Origin of the sequence: Streptomyces sp. NPDC021212, from assembly GCF_044332925.1 — a bacterium.
GTDB lineage: Bacteria > Actinomycetota > Actinomycetes > Streptomycetales > Streptomycetaceae > Streptomyces.
This window is the reverse complement of the sequence record NZ_JBIRPZ010000003.1, coordinates 427,273-444,533: the sequence shown is the minus strand read 5'-3', so window position 1 is coordinate 444,533 and position 17,261 is coordinate 427,273. Positions and strand designations below refer to the sequence as shown.

The 17,261-nt window shown below is 70.7% G+C and carries 13 protein-coding genes and 1 pseudogene; 7 read left to right on the top strand and 7 right to left on the bottom strand.

The annotated features are described in order from the left end of the window. Positions 1 to 17: 17 nt before the first annotated feature. Both ACH4SI_RS10255 and ACH4SI_RS10250 read right to left on the bottom strand, forming a co-directional pair. A complete protein-coding gene (locus tag ACH4SI_RS10255; RefSeq protein WP_398294743.1) occupies positions 18 to 1,001 on the bottom strand; it encodes an NAD-dependent epimerase/dehydratase family protein in 984 nt (327 codons plus the stop codon). Continuing rightward, positions 998 to 3,820, bottom strand: coding sequence for an AMP-binding protein (locus ACH4SI_RS10250; protein WP_398294741.1), 2,823 nt, complete (start codon positions 3,818 to 3,820; stop codon positions 998 to 1,000). Before ACH4SI_RS10250 ends, ACH4SI_RS10255 begins: the two co-directional genes overlap by 4 nt. A gap of 348 nt (positions 3,821 to 4,168) precedes the next feature. On the opposite strand from ACH4SI_RS10250, the gene ACH4SI_RS10245 reads away from it, so the two are divergent. The 3 genes from ACH4SI_RS10245 (at position 4,169) to ACH4SI_RS10235 (ending at position 6,728) form a co-directional block, all read left to right on the top strand. Then, positions 4,169 to 5,104, top strand: a complete 936-nt coding sequence (locus ACH4SI_RS10245) for a DUF4097 family beta strand repeat-containing protein (RefSeq protein ID WP_398294739.1) — start codon at positions 4,169 to 4,171, stop codon at positions 5,102 to 5,104. Further along, on the top strand, positions 5,104 to 6,186 hold the full coding sequence (locus ACH4SI_RS10240) for a helix-turn-helix transcriptional regulator (protein ID WP_398294737.1): 1,083 nt from the start codon (positions 5,104 to 5,106) through the stop codon (positions 6,184 to 6,186). Before ACH4SI_RS10245 ends, ACH4SI_RS10240 begins: the two co-directional genes overlap by 1 nt. 62 nt (positions 6,187 to 6,248) lie before the next feature. Next, positions 6,249 to 6,728 (top strand): TIGR03668 family PPOX class F420-dependent oxidoreductase, encoded by a 480-nt coding sequence (locus ACH4SI_RS10235; protein WP_398294735.1) that lies wholly within the window; start codon positions 6,249 to 6,251, stop codon positions 6,726 to 6,728. Here ACH4SI_RS10235 and ACH4SI_RS10230 read toward each other — a convergent pair whose 3' ends face one another. From ACH4SI_RS10230 to ACH4SI_RS10220, 3 genes are all read right to left on the bottom strand, one after another. Beyond that, complete coding sequence (locus ACH4SI_RS10230; RefSeq protein ID WP_398294733.1) at positions 6,729 to 9,260, bottom strand: hypothetical protein; 2,532 nt, start codon at positions 9,258 to 9,260, stop codon at positions 6,729 to 6,731. Between the two features lie 397 nt (positions 9,261 to 9,657). Next, a complete protein-coding gene (locus ACH4SI_RS10225; RefSeq protein WP_398294731.1) occupies positions 9,658 to 10,620 on the bottom strand; it encodes a zinc-binding dehydrogenase in 963 nt (320 codons plus the stop codon). A 151-nt stretch (positions 10,621 to 10,771) separates the two neighbouring features. Next, complete coding sequence (locus tag ACH4SI_RS10220; RefSeq protein ID WP_398294729.1) at positions 10,772 to 12,004, bottom strand: NADP-dependent malic enzyme; 1,233 nt, start codon at positions 12,002 to 12,004, stop codon at positions 10,772 to 10,774. 514 nt (positions 12,005 to 12,518) lie between these two features. Here ACH4SI_RS10220 and ACH4SI_RS10215 point away from each other — a divergent pair. The 3 genes from ACH4SI_RS10215 to ACH4SI_RS10205 are packed head-to-tail and all read left to right on the top strand — an operon-like array spanning position 12,519 to position 15,226. Beyond that, positions 12,519 to 13,481: an ABC transporter substrate-binding protein gene (locus ACH4SI_RS10215; protein WP_398294727.1), complete on the top strand. Its 963-nt coding sequence runs from the start codon at positions 12,519 to 12,521 to the stop codon at positions 13,479 to 13,481. 48 nt (positions 13,482 to 13,529) lie between these two features. Next, a complete protein-coding gene (locus ACH4SI_RS10210; protein WP_398294725.1) occupies positions 13,530 to 14,468 on the top strand; it encodes an amino acid ABC transporter permease in 939 nt (312 codons plus the stop codon). Further along, the gene (locus ACH4SI_RS10205) at positions 14,465 to 15,226 is read left to right on the top strand and encodes an amino acid ABC transporter ATP-binding protein (protein WP_123108195.1); all 762 of its coding nucleotides are present in this window, start codon (positions 14,465 to 14,467) and stop codon (positions 15,224 to 15,226) included. Before ACH4SI_RS10210 ends, ACH4SI_RS10205 begins: the two co-directional genes overlap by 4 nt. A gap of 69 nt (positions 15,227 to 15,295) precedes the next feature. Here ACH4SI_RS10205 and ACH4SI_RS10200 read toward each other — a convergent pair whose 3' ends face one another. Beyond that, positions 15,296 to 16,072, bottom strand: coding sequence for a class I SAM-dependent methyltransferase (locus ACH4SI_RS10200; RefSeq protein ID WP_398294722.1), 777 nt, complete (start codon positions 16,070 to 16,072; stop codon positions 15,296 to 15,298). Positions 16,073 to 16,172: 100 nt separating this feature from the next. Here ACH4SI_RS10200 and ACH4SI_RS10195 point away from each other — a divergent pair, with 100 nt between their 5' ends. Beyond that, positions 16,173 to 16,850 carry a CGNR zinc finger domain-containing protein gene (locus ACH4SI_RS10195; RefSeq protein ID WP_398294720.1) on the top strand — a complete coding sequence of 226 codons (678 nt, stop codon included), beginning with the start codon at positions 16,173 to 16,175 and terminating at the stop codon, positions 16,848 to 16,850. Here ACH4SI_RS10195 and sodX read toward each other — a convergent pair. After that, positions 16,775 to 17,218: pseudogene (gene sodX / locus ACH4SI_RS10190) on the bottom strand (nickel-type superoxide dismutase maturation protease); the annotation flags it as partial. The gene ACH4SI_RS10195 and the pseudogene sodX overlap by 76 nt on opposite strands. Positions 17,219 to 17,261: the final 43 nt, after the last annotated feature.

The window sequence follows — 17,261 nt, the reverse complement described above, 5'->3', positions numbered from 1 at the left end:
GGTCTCCTCAGGTGTCCTCAGCGGGCGTGCTGCGGCTTGATGTGCTCGGGGTACATGGCCTGGAGCGTGCGGCGTACGCCTTCGCGCCACGGCACCCGGCAGGGCCCGGTGATCTCCCGGCGGCGCGTGGGGGAGAACTGGTACGTCTCCCTCGTCACCTCACTCGGTACGAGCCGCGCCGCCACCCCGCTCAGCTCCTCCAGGTACCGCACCAGGTCGGTTATCCCGACCGGCTCGTCGCCGCCCCAGTTGACCAGGGTGGCGGGGGATGCCGCTGCCGCCCACAGCGCGGGCACCTGGGCGATCAGGTCGTCGGTGTACAGCAGCGAGCACCAGTTCTGGCCCTCGACGGGCACCGGGATCGGCTCGCCCGCGAGCATCCGCTTGAAGTACAGCATCGGCACCCCGCCGTAACCGCCCGGGCCGTACGCGATGTTGAGCCGGGCGATGGTGGTCGGCAGGTTCAGCACCCCGGCGAACGCCCGCGCCGCGCCCTCGGCGGCGATCTTGCCCACGGGGTAGCAGGGCAGCCAGTCGGCCACGCCGTCGATGGGGTCGTCCTCGGCGTACGGATGGTCGAGGGTCTGCCGCTTGTAGAGCGCGCCGGTCGAGACGAACAGGAACGATTCGGCGGTGCGGCAGTGGGTCATCAGCCGTCCGCAGGCGAGGGAGTTGACCTCGACGGCGGCGTTGAAGTCGCCGTCCTCGCCGCGCCGCACCGCCGAGTGGAGGACATGGGTGAAGTCGTCCGGCAGCCCCTCGTATCCCGAGGCCCCCAGGTCGTTCATGTCCCAGCGGAAGGTGGTGATGCCGCGGCCGCGCAGCTCCTCCTCGACGCCGGGGGTGCCGAACCGGCCCAGGCACCACACCTCGTTGTCCGCCGCCAGCGCTTCCGCCACCGGCCGGGCGACCTGCCCGGTGCCGCCGGTGACCAGGATCTTCTTGCCTTGCACCGTGCTCTTCTCCTCTGCCGTGCGGCGTTCTTCGGTCGTGCGGGTCATCCGTCGCCCAGCGCGCGGTCCAGCTCCTTGCGGAGGATGGCCTGGAAGGCCGCGACGTGCTGGGGGCCCATCAGGGTGTAGTGCTCACCTGGTACGTCGATGTACCGGTTCGGCTCCGTGGTGTGCTCGTCCCATCTGCGGAGTTCGTTGTTCAGCCAATCCTCCTTGGTGCCGCGCAGCGGGATGGCGTAGAAGACCGTCATGGAGCGGGTGGTGCCGCCGGGCTGGTAGGTGCGGCCCAGGCTGGTGAGCCCGTGGGCCAGCTCCGCCCAGGCGGTGAACTTCTCCATGTCCAGGTCGAGTTCGGCCAGCCGGCGCTGCGGTGCGATCCGCAGCAGATGCGCGAGCTGTTCGCGCCGGGGCAGGGCGCGCAGCTCGCCCGGGAGGTCGAGGGACTGCTTCTTGTTGATCAGGTCGAGGAAGAAGGCGAGATTGACGGCGGTCTCGATGAAGTCGAGTTCGTCCATGCGGTACTTGATGTGCGGTGGCAGGTTGAAGCTGCCGACGAAGTCGACGCGCTCGCCCTCCGCCTCCAGCGCCTTGGCGATCTCGAAGGCCACGGCGCCGCCGTACGAATACCCGGCGACCGCGTACGGGCCGTGCGGCTGCTTGGCGCGGATGGCCCGTACGTAGCAGTCCACCATCTCCTCGAAGCTCTCGAAGGGCTTCTCCCCCTCGTTGAACCCGCGGGCGCGCAGCGCGTAGAACGGCCGGTCGCCGACGAAGTACTTGGCGAGGTTGACGAAGACCAGGACCTCACCGACGCCCGGGTGCACACAGAACAGCGGGGTCTTCGCGCCGCCCGTCTGCAGCGGCACGATCGGGTCGTACGCCTCGGCGGCGGGCGTGCCGCCCCCGGTCAGCCGGGCGGCGAGCTGCCGCACCGAGGGCGCGGTGAGCACGGTGATGATCGGCAGGTCCGCCACTCCGAGCCGCCGGGTGACCTGGCGCCGCAGCCGCAGGATGTCCAGTGAGGTGCCGCCGAGGTCGAAGAAGCTCGCCGTCGCGCTGATCCGCTCCGGGGCGGTGTCGAACATCTCGGCGTAGATCTCGGCGAGGATACGTTCCGTCTCGCCCTCCGGCGGGGTGTGGCCGCCCAGCCGCCGGGTGGTCAGCTCCGCCACCCGCTCGATGACGTCGTCGAAGCCGCCGGCCTCCAGCCGGTTCCGCATCCGCCGGCGCAGCGTCTTGCCCAGGCTGGTCTTGGGGAAGGCGTCCTTGGGCAGCGGCAGGATGAGGGACGGCCGGAAGCCCCAGTGGATCACCACGGTGGAGCGCACCGCTGTGATCAGACGGTGCAGTCCGGGCTCGTCGTCGTCCGCGAGTTCGGGGTGGACGGCGATCACCAGCTGTTCGGTGTCGCTGCCCGGGCGCCGGGTGGGGAACGCCGCGACATAGCCGCCCGCCACCCCGTCGAGCTGCTCCAGCGCGGCCTCCAGCTCATGGCTGAAGTAGTTGACGCCGTTGACGATGATGCTGTCCTTGCTGCGTCCGACGAGGGTCAGCCGACCGTCGTCGATGCGGCCGAGGTCACCGCTGCGGAACCAGCCGTCAGGGGTGAAGGCCTCCTTGGTGGCGGCCTCGTCGTGGTAGTAACCGCCGGTGATCATTGGCCCGCTGAGCTGGAGTTCCCCGACCTCGCCCGGGGGCAGCGGCCGGTGGTCGTCGTCGGCGACCCGGATGCTCAGCCCCTCGACGGGGGTGCCGAGGTTGGCGAACTCCTGGCCCACGTCGGTGACGGGAAAGGCACGGTTGTAGATGGACCCGGCGCAGGTCTCGGTCATCCCGAAGGCGGGCCAGAGCGCGGAGGCCCGCAGACCGTACGGGGCGTAGTGGGCGAGGAACGCCTCGCCGGTGGCGACGACGTTGGCCTCGCCGCCGCTCACGATATGCCGCAGGGAGCTGAGGTCGAGCGCCTCGCCGCCGGCCGATATCTCCTCGGAAAGATCACGCACCGATGCATTCAGCGGGCCGAGGAGGAAATTCGGAGTGAAGGTCATCGTGACCTTGTGGCGGGAGATGATACGGAGGAAATTCAGCGGCTCCTCAAGGACGACCGGCGCCTCCGTATGCAATTGTTCGGCGCCGACGTACAGCGGCAGCATATGCGCTTCCAGTAGCGCGGCGACATGGTCGTAGGAAATCCAGTTGAAGGTGGTGTCGGCCGCCGTGAGCTGCTGCTTTTCGGCCTTTCCCGCCATGGACGCGAGAAGGTTTCCATGGGTGAGCATGACCGCTTTGGAATTCCCGGTGGAGCCGGAGGTCAGCACCAGCAGGGCAAGGTCCTCCGGTGCGGCGATGTGCACCTCGGGGGACGCCGCTCCGCCGTCCGCGCCGGGTGCGCCGCCCGCGTCCCGCAGGCGCTCCGCCGTGGCCACGGCGAGCCCGGGCACGTCGGGCAGCTCGGCGGCCATCGCCTCGGTGGTGACCAGCAGCGGGCGGTCCAACAGCTGGTTGACGTGGGAAAGCTGGGCGGCCCAGCGGGCCGGGTCACCGGGGACCGGCACCATCGGGCACGGTACATACCCGCCCAGCAGGCAGGCCCAGAAGACCGTCAGGAATTCCCGCTGGCCGTCCAGCAGCAGGGCCACATTGTCGCCCGGCCGCAGCCCGTACCCGCGCAGCGGCGCGAGGAGTCGCAGCGCGGAACTCAGAAGTTCCGGATAGGGCTGGCGTGTTGCGTCGCGCCCTGCCTCGGCGGTCACGTACCGTACCCCGGAATCGGGGTGCTGGTGCGCTGCCCGCAAGAGCAGCTGGGCAACGGAGCTCAGGTCTTGAGAATCGTTTGGTACCGAGTATTTCAAGGGTTGTGACGCCATTACCTTCACTGCCCTCTTTCTTCCCGATTCTTGAAGGCACGAAGGTAACAGCCTCGAACATTCGTACTCCATGACACTCTACCAGCGCTCTAGCGATTCTCTAGTGGAAATCCCTGGAGCAGCATTGGCTCTGGCGGCAGGCGATTTATGTCACAGGGAAACCATCGCCGCGCCGCGCTCCGGATACATACACGCGGTAAAGACATTCCGGACCCGGGCCGCCCCCGCGCGGCCCGGGTCCGGCCCGCGCACGGACCGGCGAGGGGCTTGACTCCCGTCATCCACGATATAGCGTGTGTAGTCAGACGCGATATGTTGCGTGACCGCATCCAGCCAGGGAGGCCAGGGATGTCAGCCCGGTCAGAGTGGTCGTTCGGCGAACCACAGAAGCTCACCTTCGACGAGCCCGTCTCCACGCTCCACGTACGCATCGTGGACGGCACGGTCAACGTGGTCGGAACCGACGGCGGCCCGGCCCGGCTGGAGCTGTCCGAGATCGAGGGCCCACCGCTGAAGGTGACCCTGGAGGATGGCACCCTGAGCGTCGCGTACGACGACCTCCCCTGGAAGGGCCTGCTCAAATGGCTCGACCGCAAGGGCTTCCACCGCACGGCCCATGTCACCCTCGCCGTGCCCACCGGCACCGCCGCCTCGATCGGGGTCGTCAGCGCCTCCACCGTCGCCTCCGGGCTGGGCGGCCGGACGGAACTGCGCGGTGTGTCGGGCGACGCCACCCTCGTCGGGCTGACCGGCCCGGTGCGTGCGGACACCGTCTCCGGCCGGGTCGCGGCCCAGGCCGTCACCGGCGACCTGCGCTTCAACTCCGTCTCCGGCGACCTCACCGTCATCGAGGGCTCGGGCCCGGTCGTCAAGGCCGACTCCGTCAGCGGCAACATGGTGCTCGACCTCGCCCCCACCGCGGAGCGCGCGGACATCAGCCTCACCACCGTCTCCGGTGAGATCGCCATCCGGCTGCCGCACCCCGCCGACGCCAGGATCGAGGCCAACACCGCGAGCGGATCCGTCTCCAACGCCTTCGAGGACCTGCGCGTCACCGGCCAGTGGGGCGCCAAGCGGATCACCGGGAACCTGGGCTCGGGCCGGGGCAGCCTCAAGGCCACCACCGTCTCCGGCGCGATAGCGCTCTTGCGCCGCCCGCCCGCCGACGAGGACGGCGACGGCTTCGGTGACGGACCGCCCGGCGGCGGCACCGGCACCGAAACCGACACCACGGCAGACAGCCCGGCCGGCGGCACCGGCGGCTCCCAGGGAAAGGTCCTCTGATGCCCCCCGTATTCGCCCACGGCCGACTCCGCCTGTACCTGCTCAAGCTGCTCGACGAGGCCCCACGCCACGGCTACGAGGTCATCCGGTTGCTGGAGGAGCGCTTCCAGGGGCTGTACGCGCCCTCCGCCGGCACCGTCTACCCGCGCCTGGCCAAGCTGGAGGCCGAGGGCCTGGTCACCCACGCCACCGAGGGCGGCCGCAAGGTCTACTCCATCACCGACGCCGGACGCGCCGAACTCGCCGACCGCAGTGGGGAGCTGGCCGACCTGGAGCTGGAGATCCGCGAGTCGATGGCCGAACTCGCCGCCGAGATCCGCGAGGACGTGCGCGGCTCCGCCGACGACCTGCGGCGGGAGATGCGGGAGGCCGCCCAGCAGGCCCGCACCTCCGGCACCGGCGAGGGCAAGAACGCCCCCTGGGAGGGCCCGTGGGACAACAACGAGGGCTGGCGGCAGGCGAAGGAGGAGCTGCGGCGCGCGAAGGACGAGTGGAAGGAGCAGGCCCGCCGCGCGAAGGAGGAGAGCCGCCGCGCCCGGCAGGACGCCCAGCGCGCCCGCAAGCAGGCCAAGGACGCCCAGGAGTTCGCGATCGAGGAGGTCCAGCGGGTCGCCCGGCGCGTGCAGGAGCAGACCCAGGAGCACATCCGGGCCGGCGACTGGCAGCGGGCGGTGCGGGAGGGGCTGTCCGAGGTGTCGCGCAGCATGGGCCGGATCTCCCGGCAGGACACGTCCCCGTCCGGGTGGACGGACCCGGACGACGGTACGAAGACCGCCCCTCCGCGCACAGACGTACCGGAACCGGCGCCCGGCGCCGCCCAGCCGAACGACGACGGCACCGACGGTGACAGCGGTGACGGCGGCGGTGGCGCGCCGGCCGAGCCCGCATGGGCCGGGGAATTCACCCCGTCGGGCAACCCCACCCGCGATCTGGACCGGCTGCTCGACCGCTTCCGCGACGACATCCGCGACACCGCCCGGGACCACGGGGTGACCGACGCCCAACTGGCGGACGCCCACCGCCGACTGGCGGCGACGGCGGCCCGGATCACCAGCCTGCTGCGCGGCCCGGCCAAGGAGTAGCGGGCGCGTGCGACGGCGCTTCGTCGGGGCAGGGGCCGAAGCGCCGCAGTAGCCTCGCCGGTATGCGACTGGAGACCCCCGAGGCGCGGCGGCGCTTCGCCCGCGCCCGGGTGCTGCGGCTGGCCACCACCGACGAGGCCGGCCGGCCGCATCTCGTGCCCGCCACCTTCGCGCTCACCACCCCGGACGGCGCGGACGGCGCGGACGGCGCGGACGGTATGGACACCGTGGTCACCGCCGTGGACCACAAGCCCAAGCGCCACCAGGACCTGAAGCGGCTGCGCAACATCCACACCAACCCGGCGGTCTCCCTCCTGGTCGACCACTACGACGAGGACTGGCGCCAGCTGTGGTGGGTGCGGGCCGACGGCCGGGCGCGGATCGTCCCGGCCGAGGCGGCGGCCGAACGGGCGGACCCGGTGCGACGGCTGGTCGACAAGTACCCGCAGTACGCCGACCGACCGCCGCGCGGACCGGTGATCGCGATCGAGGTCACCCGCTGGTCGGGCTGGGCGTTCGCCGAGGAGCAGGCGGACCGCTGATCAGCCGTCACCCCCTTCGTCGTCTCCCCCGTCGTCATCCTGGTCGCGCGGACAGTCGAACGCGCTCCTGGGCCCCCAGGTCTTCGCCTCGTCGCCGCTGTCGCGTATTCCGCACTCCAGCGCGATCTCCGGCGGCGCATCCCTGGTGTCGTGCAGGATGAGCAGCCGCTTGTTGACGGGCACCTTGGCGCCCTCGCCGAAGATCAGCGAACCGGTGGCCCCGCGCAGCCCCTCCGCTCCGCCCACCCCTTGTTCCAGCGCCGACTGCACCCCGCCCCGCCCGAAGGGCGCCGTGCCCGCGCTCTGGTACGCCGCGTTGATCCCCTCGGACAGCACATCGAGCGCGTCCGAGGCGAGCGGCACCCGGGCATCGTTGCTCCACAGGTCACTCCCATAGGCGGCGGCATACCTCCGGCGGAACTCGTCGCCCTTCACATTGGGCGGGCTGTCCTTCACCAGGGCCTGCGCCGCGTAGTACAGCCGGAGCTTGAGGTGCTTCTCGCTGGGGCGCTGCTGCTCGACCACCGCATTGTCGAGGTCGTTGCCGCCGAGCACGGTCGATTGGCCGTTGCAGCCCGTACGGCTGTCGAAGTCGTCGAGGAAATTCTCGAATTCATGGGCGCGGGCCGCCCAATACACCACCGTGCGCGGTTCCTCCTTGAGCCTCCGGCATATGCTGTCGGCCATCTGGGAGGTATGGGAGACCCATTCGTCCCCCTGGCCTTTGCGTTTCGGGGGTGGCGCGGCGGAGGGGCGCTGGACCGGATACCAGATGCGGTGGACGTCTCCGAATGCCTCCGCGAACCGGTCGCTCAGATTCGCGCTGTAGATGTCGGTCGGATCCCCGATCACCACCGCCTTCCTGGCGGGGGCGCAGGTCCCGGGCGCGGTCTGCACGATATTGGCGTGCCGCGCGAAGTTCGCCGCGACGCGCGCCTCCCGGTGGTTGTCGGGGGCGACCTGGCGGTACATCGGCGAGCGCTGCATCTCTTCGGCGGTCGCGGCGGTGCCGATCATGGGCAGCCCGGCCCCCGCGAGGATGTCCCGGGCGCTGAGCGTGCCCGGGCGGCTCTGGCCGAGGCCGACCACGCCCAGGAACTCCTCGCCGCCCCCGGCGCGCCCGGCGGCCCTGACCTCCTTCGCGAGTGCCCTGGCCGCCGCGGGCGCCCGTGTGAAGCCTTCGCCCGCGTCCATCAGGCGAACCCTCAGCCAGACCTTGCTGTTCTTCTGCTGGTCCGCCTGTTCGTTGATCTCCTCCTGCGCCAGGGCGATGCCGCGCACCTCGGGGATGGCGCCGCTGTACTTGGCCTCGCCCCAGTTGTCGGCGGTCACCGGCACACCCAGATAGCCGACCGTCCGGACCACGGCACCGGACCGGGCCGCCTTGTCGGCCTCCTTGTTCTGCTGGGTGATGGCCTTCACCACATCGCCGTAGACGGCCCGCGGACTCCGGTCCGGCGGGCGGCTCCGCCCGCCGCCGTCGTCACCGGCCCCGGGCGAGGCGCCGGACGACGAGGCGCTGCCACCGAGGCAGGAGGTGTCGCTGCTCGCCGTCACCACCGTCACGACGTAGCCGCCGAGCAGTCCCAGCGCGGTGACGCCCGCCACCGCCGCGACGGCGGCCTCCACTCGCGGCGCCACGTCGGAACGGCCCCGGCCGACGGCGATCTCCGGATAGCGGCTGAGCCAGCGGGCCGCGTCCTCATCGTCCGCATGCGGTTCGACGCCCACCCGGACCACCCGGGCGCCGGCCGCGCCGGTGGTCCCGATCCAGGACTTCAGCGTGATGGCGGCCTCGGCGAAGCTCTCCGTGCGCTCCCGGCCCGGGCGCACCGCGGCCACCAGCATCACCCCGGTGCACCCCGTCTGCTCGACCGCCCGGGGGAACTGCTCCAGCAGCCAACCGGTGTCGTCGTCGCCGACCGGGGGCTGCGGGAAGACGAGCACGACGCGATGGCGGCGGCGCCGCCCCCACGGCGAGAGCCGGGGGTGGCGGAAGGCACGCTCGAGGTCGGCGAGCAGCGCCCGCAGCAGCACATCCACGATCGGCTTGCGCCGCGCGGCGCCGGGCGCGCCCACGGTCAGCCGGCAGGCGTTGGCGAAGAAGTCGGTCCCGCCCTCGGGCAGTTCGGCCCAGGCGCGGTACCAGCTGCCCTTGCGGGTCATCCGGCGGCGGTGGCGCCACCCGTACCACCAGCGCGGCAGCAGGCCGAACAGCGGTCGCCGCAGCCAGTACCAAACGGCGCCCGGGACGCCCGGCGGCGACTCCTCCCCACCGCTCACGGCCTGCAGGGCGCGCAGGAAGACCGAGCGGGCGCAGTGCGCCTCGTAGCTCTTGTTGCGCAACTCCGTGGCCTGTGCGCCGGCCGGGCATCCGGCGAGGTCGGCCTCGACGATGTCGCACATCAGCCGGAACTGCGGCAGCCGGAGTCTGCCGAAGCCACCGGGCCGGTTGCGCAGCAGCTCCTCCTCGATCTTCTGGAACGTCGCCCCCACCTGCTCCCGGCGCGGGGCCTCGGCCTCGCCCGCCACCTGGGCGAACGGAACGCGGGCGCGGCCGCCCGCGCTGAAGCGCGCGCACAGGCCGTCCGCGATCCGCCCGGCCTCGGGCCCCTCGGTCAGCTGGGTGAGCAGGATCTACGGCGCCGGACCGCGGCGACCCTGCGGCAGGGTGACGAGCTGTTCGAGCGCGTCGATCAGCAACTCGATTTTCGGCAACGGCGGTACTGAAGCAGTCATGATGCATCCCCCCGGCACGATTATCCGCGCCGACTCCGGAGGGCGCCAGACCCTTCACCGAGAGTGATGGCAATCCATCACTCTCGACCGCGAAGGATCGAACAAGGGTGCAATACCCGCCAAATATGACAGCCGATCAGCCCGCCGGCCCGTCAGGCGCAGACCGCCGGACCGTGAAACCGTCAGGCCGTCAGACCGTCAGCACGACCTTGCCGAACAGATCGCCGCCCGCCATCTTCTCGAACCCCTCGCGCGCCCGGTCCAGCGGCAGCACCGAGTCGACCACCGGCCGCACTCCCCGCGCGGCGCAGAAGCTCAGCAGGTCCTCCAGCTCGTCCTTGCCGCCCATCGTCGACCCGACGACCTTCAGCTCCAGGAAGAAGATCCGGTTCAGCTCGGTGGCCTGCGGGTTGGGGCCGCTCGTGGCACCCGAGATGACCAGCGTGCCGCCCGGCTTGAGGGACTTCACCGAGTGCGACCAGGTCGCGGCGCCGACCGTCTCGATCACCGCGTCCACCCGCCGCGGCAGCCGCTCCCCCGGCTCGTACGCCCCCTCGGCACCGAGTTCGACCGCCCGCTTGCGCTTGGCCTCGTCCCGGCTGGTGGCGAGCATCCGCAGCCCGGCGGCGGCGCCCAGCACGATCGCGGCGGTGGCCACGCCACCGCCCGCGCCCTGCACCAGCACGCTGTCGCCGGGCCGTACGCCCGCGTTGGTGAACAGCATGCGGTAGGCGGTCAGCCAGGCCGTCGGGAGGCACGCGGCCTCCTCGAAGGACAGCTCCTTGGGCTTGGGCAGCAGATTCCAGGTGGGGACGGTGACCTTCTCCGCGAAGGTGCCCTGGTAGCGCTCGGTGAGGATGGTGCGGGGCTCACGCGGTCCGACGCCGTGACCGCTCTGGCCGATGACCGAGTGGAGGACGACCTCGTTGCCGTCCTCGTCGACCCCGGCGGCGTCACAGCCGAGGATCATCGGCAGCGACTCCTCGCCGAGTCCGACCCCGCGCAGCGACCACAGGTCGTGGTGGTTGAGCGAGGCGGCCTTGACGCTGACGGTCGTCCAGCCGGGGCGTGCCTCCGGCTCGGGGCGCTCGCCCAGCTCGAGGCCGTTGAGCGGCTGGTCGCGGTCGATACGTGCGGCGTAGGCAGCGAACATGATCCCGACCCTAGGCCGCGGCGCAGGGCGACGGAACCACGCCGCGATGTGAGTCACACCGCCCCGCCCGAGAAAACGGCCCGCAGGCGCACACACGCGGGGCCGGGCCGCCCCATGGACGGCCCGGCCCCGTACGCCGATCAGCGAAGGCTCAGCGGCGCGCCACGCCCTCCGCGCGGGCGGCGGCGGCCACGGCCGCGGTCACCGCCGGGGCGACCCGCTCGTCGAACGGCGACGGGATGACCTTGTCCGCGCTCAGCTCGTCGGCCACGACGGAGGCCAGCGCCTCGGCGGCGGCGAGCTTCATGCCCTCGGTGATCCGGGAGGCCCGGACCTGGAGGGCGCCGGCGAAGATGCCGGGGAACGCGAGCACGTTGTTGATCTGGTTCGGGAAGTCGCTGCGCCCGGTGGCGACCACGGCCGCGTGCTGGTGCGCGACCTCGGGGTGGATCTCCGGGTTGGGGTTGGCCATCGCGAAGATGAAGGCGCCGGGCGCCATCTTCGCCACCGCCTCCTCCGCCACCGTGCCGCCGCTGACGCCGATGAAGACGTCGGCGCCGTCCAGCGCGGTCTCCAGCGAACCGGTGAGCCCGGCCTTGTTGGTGAAGCCGGCCAGCTCGCGCTTGACCTCGGTGAGGTCGTCGCGGTCCGGGGAGACGACGCCCTTGCGGTCGCAGACCGCGACGTCTCCGATGCCCGCCTCGGTGAGGATCCGGGCGATGGCCACACCGGCGGCGCCCGCGCCGGAGATGACGGCGCGCAGCTGGCCGAGGGCCCGGTCGGTCAGCTTGGCCGCGTTGCGCAGCGCGGCCAGCGTGACGACCGCCGTACCGTGCTGGTCGTCATGGAAGATCGGGATGTCGACGCGCTCCTGGAGCTTGCGCTCGATCTCGAAGCAGCGGGGCGCGGAGATGTCCTCCAGATTGACGCCGCCGAACGAGGGCGCGAGCCGGACCACGGTCTCGACGATCTCGTCCACGTCCCGGCAGTCGAGCGCGATGGGCACCGCGTCCACACCGCCGAACTGCTTGAAGAGGATCGCCTTGCCCTCCATCACCGGCAGGGACGCCTCCGGGCCGATGTCGCCGAGCCCGAGCACCGCGCTGCCGTCCGTCACCACGGCCACGACCTGGGACTTCCAGGTGTAGTCATGGACGAGTGCGGGCTGCTCGGCGATCGCGCTGCAGACCTTCGCGACGCCCGGCGTGTAGGCGAGGGACAGGTCGTCCCGGTCGCGCACGGGCACGGTCGCCTGGACGGCCATCTTGCCGCCGCGGTGCAGCGCGAAAGCGGGATCGAAGGGCTCTCCGTCGGTCACTCCGTCGGCTCCTTCACCGCTGTCGCTTGCGTTGTCGCTGCGAGGATTCACCATCTCCGCTGCCACTTTTAGACCCCTTTGTCTGTTTTCTGTCGAGGGTAACCGCCCCAGGTTGGGAGCGGGCGGGCACCGCGTCCGGTACCGCGCGACAGATACCCGCCACGCGGAGTCAGATACGGACGCCGGACGCGTCGCACTCGCGTCGTGAGCCCCGGATGAGGGGTGTAGCCGTCTGTTCTACCGGAAGCCTGCGCCCAGAACGAACGGGTTCCGTTGCGGTGGTGTTCGGAAACTTCTCATAACACTCGAAAGCGGTCGAAGCAGCCTCGAATATGCATGCTGCTGTCACGCGTCATTCGCCGCATGATCACAATTTCGTACCGCTCCCCGCACCTGGGCTGTCCAGCCCGGTGTCCGTTTCCTGTGCACCACGGGGATCGCCCGTTATCCGATTTTGACACGGAACGCAGCCCGAGCGTGCCCGTCCGGATGGCAAGATGCCCCAATCACACGAGATCGCGGCGCCCATACATGTGTTCCCGATTCTCGGACACCCCTTCACCCTGCCGGAGGAACCAGCATGACCGCCAGCTTCACGCGCCGTCGGGTCACCACGAAGTCCCGGACGGCCGCTGTCGGCGCCGTCGCGGTCGTGGGCGCCCTGCTGCTGACGGGCTGTGGCGACCAGACCGACAAGGCGAACTCGGGAGGCTCCGGCAACGCCGCCGAGAAGGGCCCGCTCTTCAGCAAGCTGCCGAAGAAGATCCAGGACGCGGGTGTGGTCAAGGTCGGCTCCGACATCAACTACCCGCCGGTCGAGTTCAAGAAGAACGGCAAGGTCATGGGGCTCGACCCGGACCTGGCCAACGCGCTCGGCAAGGTCCTGGGAGTCGACTTCCAGTTCAACAACGCCACGTTCGACACCCTGCTGTCCGGTCTGCGCTCGAAGCGTTACGACATCGCCATGTCGGCCATGACCGACAACAAGGGCCGCCAGGACGGCGTCGACCCCGACACCGGCAAGAAGGCCGGCGAGGGCGTCGATTTCGTCGACTACCTGACCGCCGGTGTCTCGATCTACACCAAGAAGGGCGCCGACCAGGGCATCAAGACCTGGGACGACCTCTGCGGCAAGAAGGTCGTCGTGCAGCGCGGCACCGTCTCGCACGACCTGGCCAAGGCGGAGTCGAAGAAGTGCGAGAAGGGGGGCAAGCAGAAGATCGCGGTCGAGGCGTTCGGCAATGACACCGAGGCCCAGACCCGGCTGCGCGGCGGGGGCGCCGCGGCGGGGTCCAGCGACTTCCCCGTCGCCGCCTACGCGGTGAAGACCTCCGGCGGCGGCAAGGACTTCCAGCTGGTCGGCGAGCAGGTGGACGCCGCCCCGTACGGCATCGCCCTCTCCAAGGAGAACACCGAGCTGCGCGACGCCCTGCAGCAGGCGCTCGCCCTCCTCATCGCGAACGGCGAATACGACAAGATCGTCGCGAAGTGGGGCGTCAAGGACGGCGCGGTCACCAAGGCCATCGTCAACGGCGGCAAGTGACCCGGCGAACCCCGAAGCCCGCGCGCTCGCGCTGAAAGGCACTCACCCGTGACAACGAAGATCGACAAGACGGGGCCCGTCGGCACCCCGTCTCCCGCACCGGAGAACATCAAGGCCATCCCGGTGCGGCACTACGGCCGCTGGGTCTCCGCGGTCGTCGCCATCGCCCTGCTGGTGACACTCGTCTACGCCTTCGCCGAAGGCGATGTGAACTGGGCCGCCATCCCGGACTACTTCTTCGACGGCGAAGTCCTCAAGGGCGTCCGCAACACCATCTGGATCACCATCCTGTCGATGGTGCTCGGCGTGGCACTCGGCATCGTCCTGGCCGTGATGCGGCTCTCGAAGAACCCGGTGACGTCCTCCATCGCCTGGGGCTACATCTGGTTCTTCCGCGGCACCCCGGTCTATGTGCAGCTGCTGGTGTGGTTCAACCTGGGGCTGGTCTTCCACTACATCAACATCATGCCGATCTACAAGGACGAGTGGTCGGACTTCATGACCCCGTTCCTGGCCGCCCTGCTGGGCCTCGGGCTGAACGAGGCCGCGTACATGGCGGAGATCTGCCGGGCGGGCCTCCAGTCCGTCGACGAGGGCCAGACCGAGGCCGCCCAGGCGCTGGGCATGAGCCACGCCAAGACCCTGCGCCGGGTCGTGCTGCCGCAGGCCATGCGGGTGATCGTGCCGCCGACCGGCAACGAGTTCATCAACATGCTCAAGACCACCTCGCTGGTGATCGCGGTCCAGTACTGGGACCTGCTCCAGGCCACCTCGGAGGTCGGCCAGAACTCCGGTGCCACGGCGGAGATGCTCTTCCTCGCCGCCGCCTGGTACCTGATCCTCACCTCGGTGCTCAGCGTGGGCCAGTACTACCTGGAGCGCTACTACGCGCGGGGCACCTCACGGAACCTGCCCGCGACGCCGCTGCAGCGCATCCGGGTCAACCTGCTGTCCGGCTCCAACCGCCAGGGAGGCGTGAGCGCATGAACGCCATGGTGAAGGCCGAGGGCGTCCACAAGTCCTTCGGCGCCGTACAGGTCCTCAAGGGCATCGACCTGGAGGTCGCCCCGCGTGAGGTGTTCTGTCTGATCGGCCCGTCCGGCTCCGGGAAGTCCACCTTCCTGCGCTGCATCAACCACCTGGAGAAGATCAACTCCGGGCGGCTGTACGTGGACGGCGACCTGGTCGGCTACCGGCAGAAGGGCGACAGGCTCTACGAGCTGAAGGACCGCGAGGTCGCCGCGAAGCGCCGCGACATCGGCATGGTCTTCCAGCGCTTCAACCTCTTCCCGCACATGACCGCGCTGGAGAACGTGATCGAGGCGCCGGTGCAGGTCAAGCGGGAGACCAAGGCGGTCGCCCGGGAACGCGCGCTGAAGCTGCTCGACCGGGTCGGCCTCGCCGACAAGGCGGGCAACTACCCCTCGCAGCTCTCCGGCGGGCAGCAGCAGCGGGTCGCGATCGCGCGGGCCCTGGCCATGGAGCCGAAGCTGATGCTCTTCGACGAGCCGACCTCGGCGCTCGACCCGGAGCTGGTCGGGGACGTCCTCGATGTGATGCGCGGGCTCGCGGAGGACGGCATGACGATGATCGTCGTCACGCATGAGATGGGCTTCGCCCGGGAGGTCGGGGACTCGGTCGTCTTCATGGACGACGGAGTGGTCGTGGAGTCCGGACTTCCGCGCGAGGTGCTGACGAATCCGCAGCACGAGCGGACGAAGTCGTTCCTGTCGAAGGTGCTGTAAGGAAAACGAAACGAGGGCGGTACGGAGCTTGAAGCCCCGTACCGCCCTCGCGCTGTCACACGAGCGCTGTCACTTGAGCCCGAGCACCATGGCGTCCGAGACCGAGCACCACACGGGCCGCGACTCGGCGAACCCCGCCTCGCGCAGCGCGTCCGCGTGCCAGCCGGCGGACTGCACCTCGCCGTCCGCATGGTCGCCGTCCGCCGGGTTGCCGAAGATCGTGAACCGCTCGGCGACGGGCTCCGCCAGCACCGGGTCCGCCGCGGCGGCGCCCCACCAGTCCACCCAGTCCTGGGCGCCCTCGGCCTTGGCCCGGGCCTGCCGCTCCTTGCGGTACGTGCGGTCGGCGTCGTTGAGCCGGGGCGTGTCCGGGTCCGGCATGTGGTCGGCGTTCAGGAACACCCCGCCCTCCCGCACCACGCCCGCCACCTGGCCGTACAGCGTCCGGAGTTCATCGGAGCGCAGCCAGTGGAGTGCGGTGGCGGTGAGCACCGCGTCGTACGTCGGGTGCGGCAGCCGGCCCGTCCACGCCGGGTCGCGCAGGTCCACGCTGACGAAGGTGACGCGGCCGTCCCCCGCGAAGTGCCCGCGCGCGATGGCCAGCAGCGCGGGGTCCAGATCGACGCCGGTGCTGGTGGCGCGGGGGAAGCGGCGCAGGGCCCGATCCGAGATACTGCCCGTGCCGCACGCGAGGTCGAGGATTCTCGGCTCCGGGCCGACCAGCGCCTCGACCGTGTCGAGCATCGCCCGGAACCGCTCCTCACGATCGGGGAGGTACCACTCCTGCTGCCGGTCCCAGCTCCGTTGCCACGCCTGCCAGTCCGTCGCGGCGAGGGTGTCCGTCATCGTGCTCCTCCACGTCGTAGTCCGTAATACCCTTGCACCTAGAGCGCCCATTACCTGACCTGACCGAACCGACCCTAGACCGCCCCGGTAAGGACCACAAGTGGAACTGGCTTATTACTCAGATCTCGCCGTGCGTCTGGTCAACAGCGAGGAGCCCGCACGCGGCACCGACGCGCTCACCTCGGTCGACGCCGTACGCACCCTCGTCGGCGAGAGCGGGCAGTCGACCCGGCGCGCGACCGACGCCGACGTCACCCGGCTGCGGTCGGTCCGGGCCCGGCTGCGCGCGGTCTTCGAGGCGGCGGCGGACGGGGACGAGGTGTTGGCGGTGGATCTGCTCAACGCGCTGCTCATCGAGTTCCCGGTGAGCCCGCAGATCTCCGGACACAGGCTGCGGGACGAGGACGGCCGCCCCCACTGGCACATGCACATCGCCGACTACGCCGCCAACGCCGGCGCCGGGTTCGCCGCGACCGCCGCCATGGGGCTCGCGTTCCACCTCACCGAACTGGGCGCGGACCGGCTCGGCATCTGCGAGGCCCCGCCCTGTCGCAACGCCTATCTCGATACGTCGACAAATCGATCCCGACGCTACTGCTCGGACCGCTGCGCCACTCGTGCCAACGTCGCCGCCTATCGCGCCCGTAAGCGCCTCGACGCGGGCCGCCCGGCCGACTCCCCGCCCGCGACGCCCGCGACGGCCCTGGCCCGCGAGCGCGACCGCACGGGCCGCACCGCCGACACCGCCCAGGACAGCAGCCCCGCCATCGACCGCTGACCCCGGGCCCCGGTCCGCCCCGGCAGCGGCCGCACCCGCAACCACGCCCGGGCCACCACCAGCTCGTCCGGTACGACACCGAACTCCCGGCTGTCGTTCTCCACGTCCGGGTTGTCCCCCATCACCCACCAGCCGCCCTCGCGCCGCTCCACCGCGCGCTTGACGATGAGCAGGTCCTGCCGGAAGGGGTGCCGGAGCACCACCACGTCCCCCGGCCGCACGGGCACCCCGTACCGCACGACCAACTGGTCGCCCGGGTGGAGCGACGGCCGCATCGACGGGTTGTACACCTCGGCCAGCCCCATCCGCAGCAGGCCGTGCTGCTCGCGGTCCCTCTCCTGCCCGCGATCGTGCAGCTGCTCCTGCATCACGGCACCTCCGGTTCGTACTCCGCCATCCGCCCCACCATCC

What these genes read in the sequence shown, in the direction of transcription:
- ACH4SI_RS10255 (WP_398294743.1), bottom strand. Translation starts at nt 1,001, where the DNA reads ATGACCCGCACGACCGAAGAACGCCGCACGGCAGAGGAGAAGAGCACG.
- ACH4SI_RS10250 (WP_398294741.1), bottom strand. Translation starts at nt 3,820, where the DNA reads ATGGCGTCACAACCCTTGAAATACTCGGTACCAAACGATTCTCAAGAC.
- ACH4SI_RS10245 (WP_398294739.1), top strand. Translation starts at nt 4,169, where the DNA reads ATGTCAGCCCGGTCAGAGTGGTCGTTCGGCGAACCACAGAAGCTCACC.
- ACH4SI_RS10240 (WP_398294737.1), top strand. Translation starts at nt 5,104, where the DNA reads ATGCCCCCCGTATTCGCCCACGGCCGACTCCGCCTGTACCTGCTCAAG.
- ACH4SI_RS10235 (WP_398294735.1), top strand. Translation starts at nt 6,249, where the DNA reads ATGCGACTGGAGACCCCCGAGGCGCGGCGGCGCTTCGCCCGCGCCCGG.
- ACH4SI_RS10225 (WP_398294731.1), bottom strand. Translation starts at nt 10,620, where the DNA reads ATGTTCGCTGCCTACGCCGCACGTATCGACCGCGACCAGCCGCTCAAC.
- ACH4SI_RS10215 (WP_398294727.1), top strand. Translation starts at nt 12,519, where the DNA reads ATGACCGCCAGCTTCACGCGCCGTCGGGTCACCACGAAGTCCCGGACG.
- ACH4SI_RS10205 (WP_123108195.1), top strand. Translation starts at nt 14,465, where the DNA reads ATGAACGCCATGGTGAAGGCCGAGGGCGTCCACAAGTCCTTCGGCGCC.
- ACH4SI_RS10200 (WP_398294722.1), bottom strand. Translation starts at nt 16,072, where the DNA reads ATGACGGACACCCTCGCCGCGACGGACTGGCAGGCGTGGCAACGGAGC.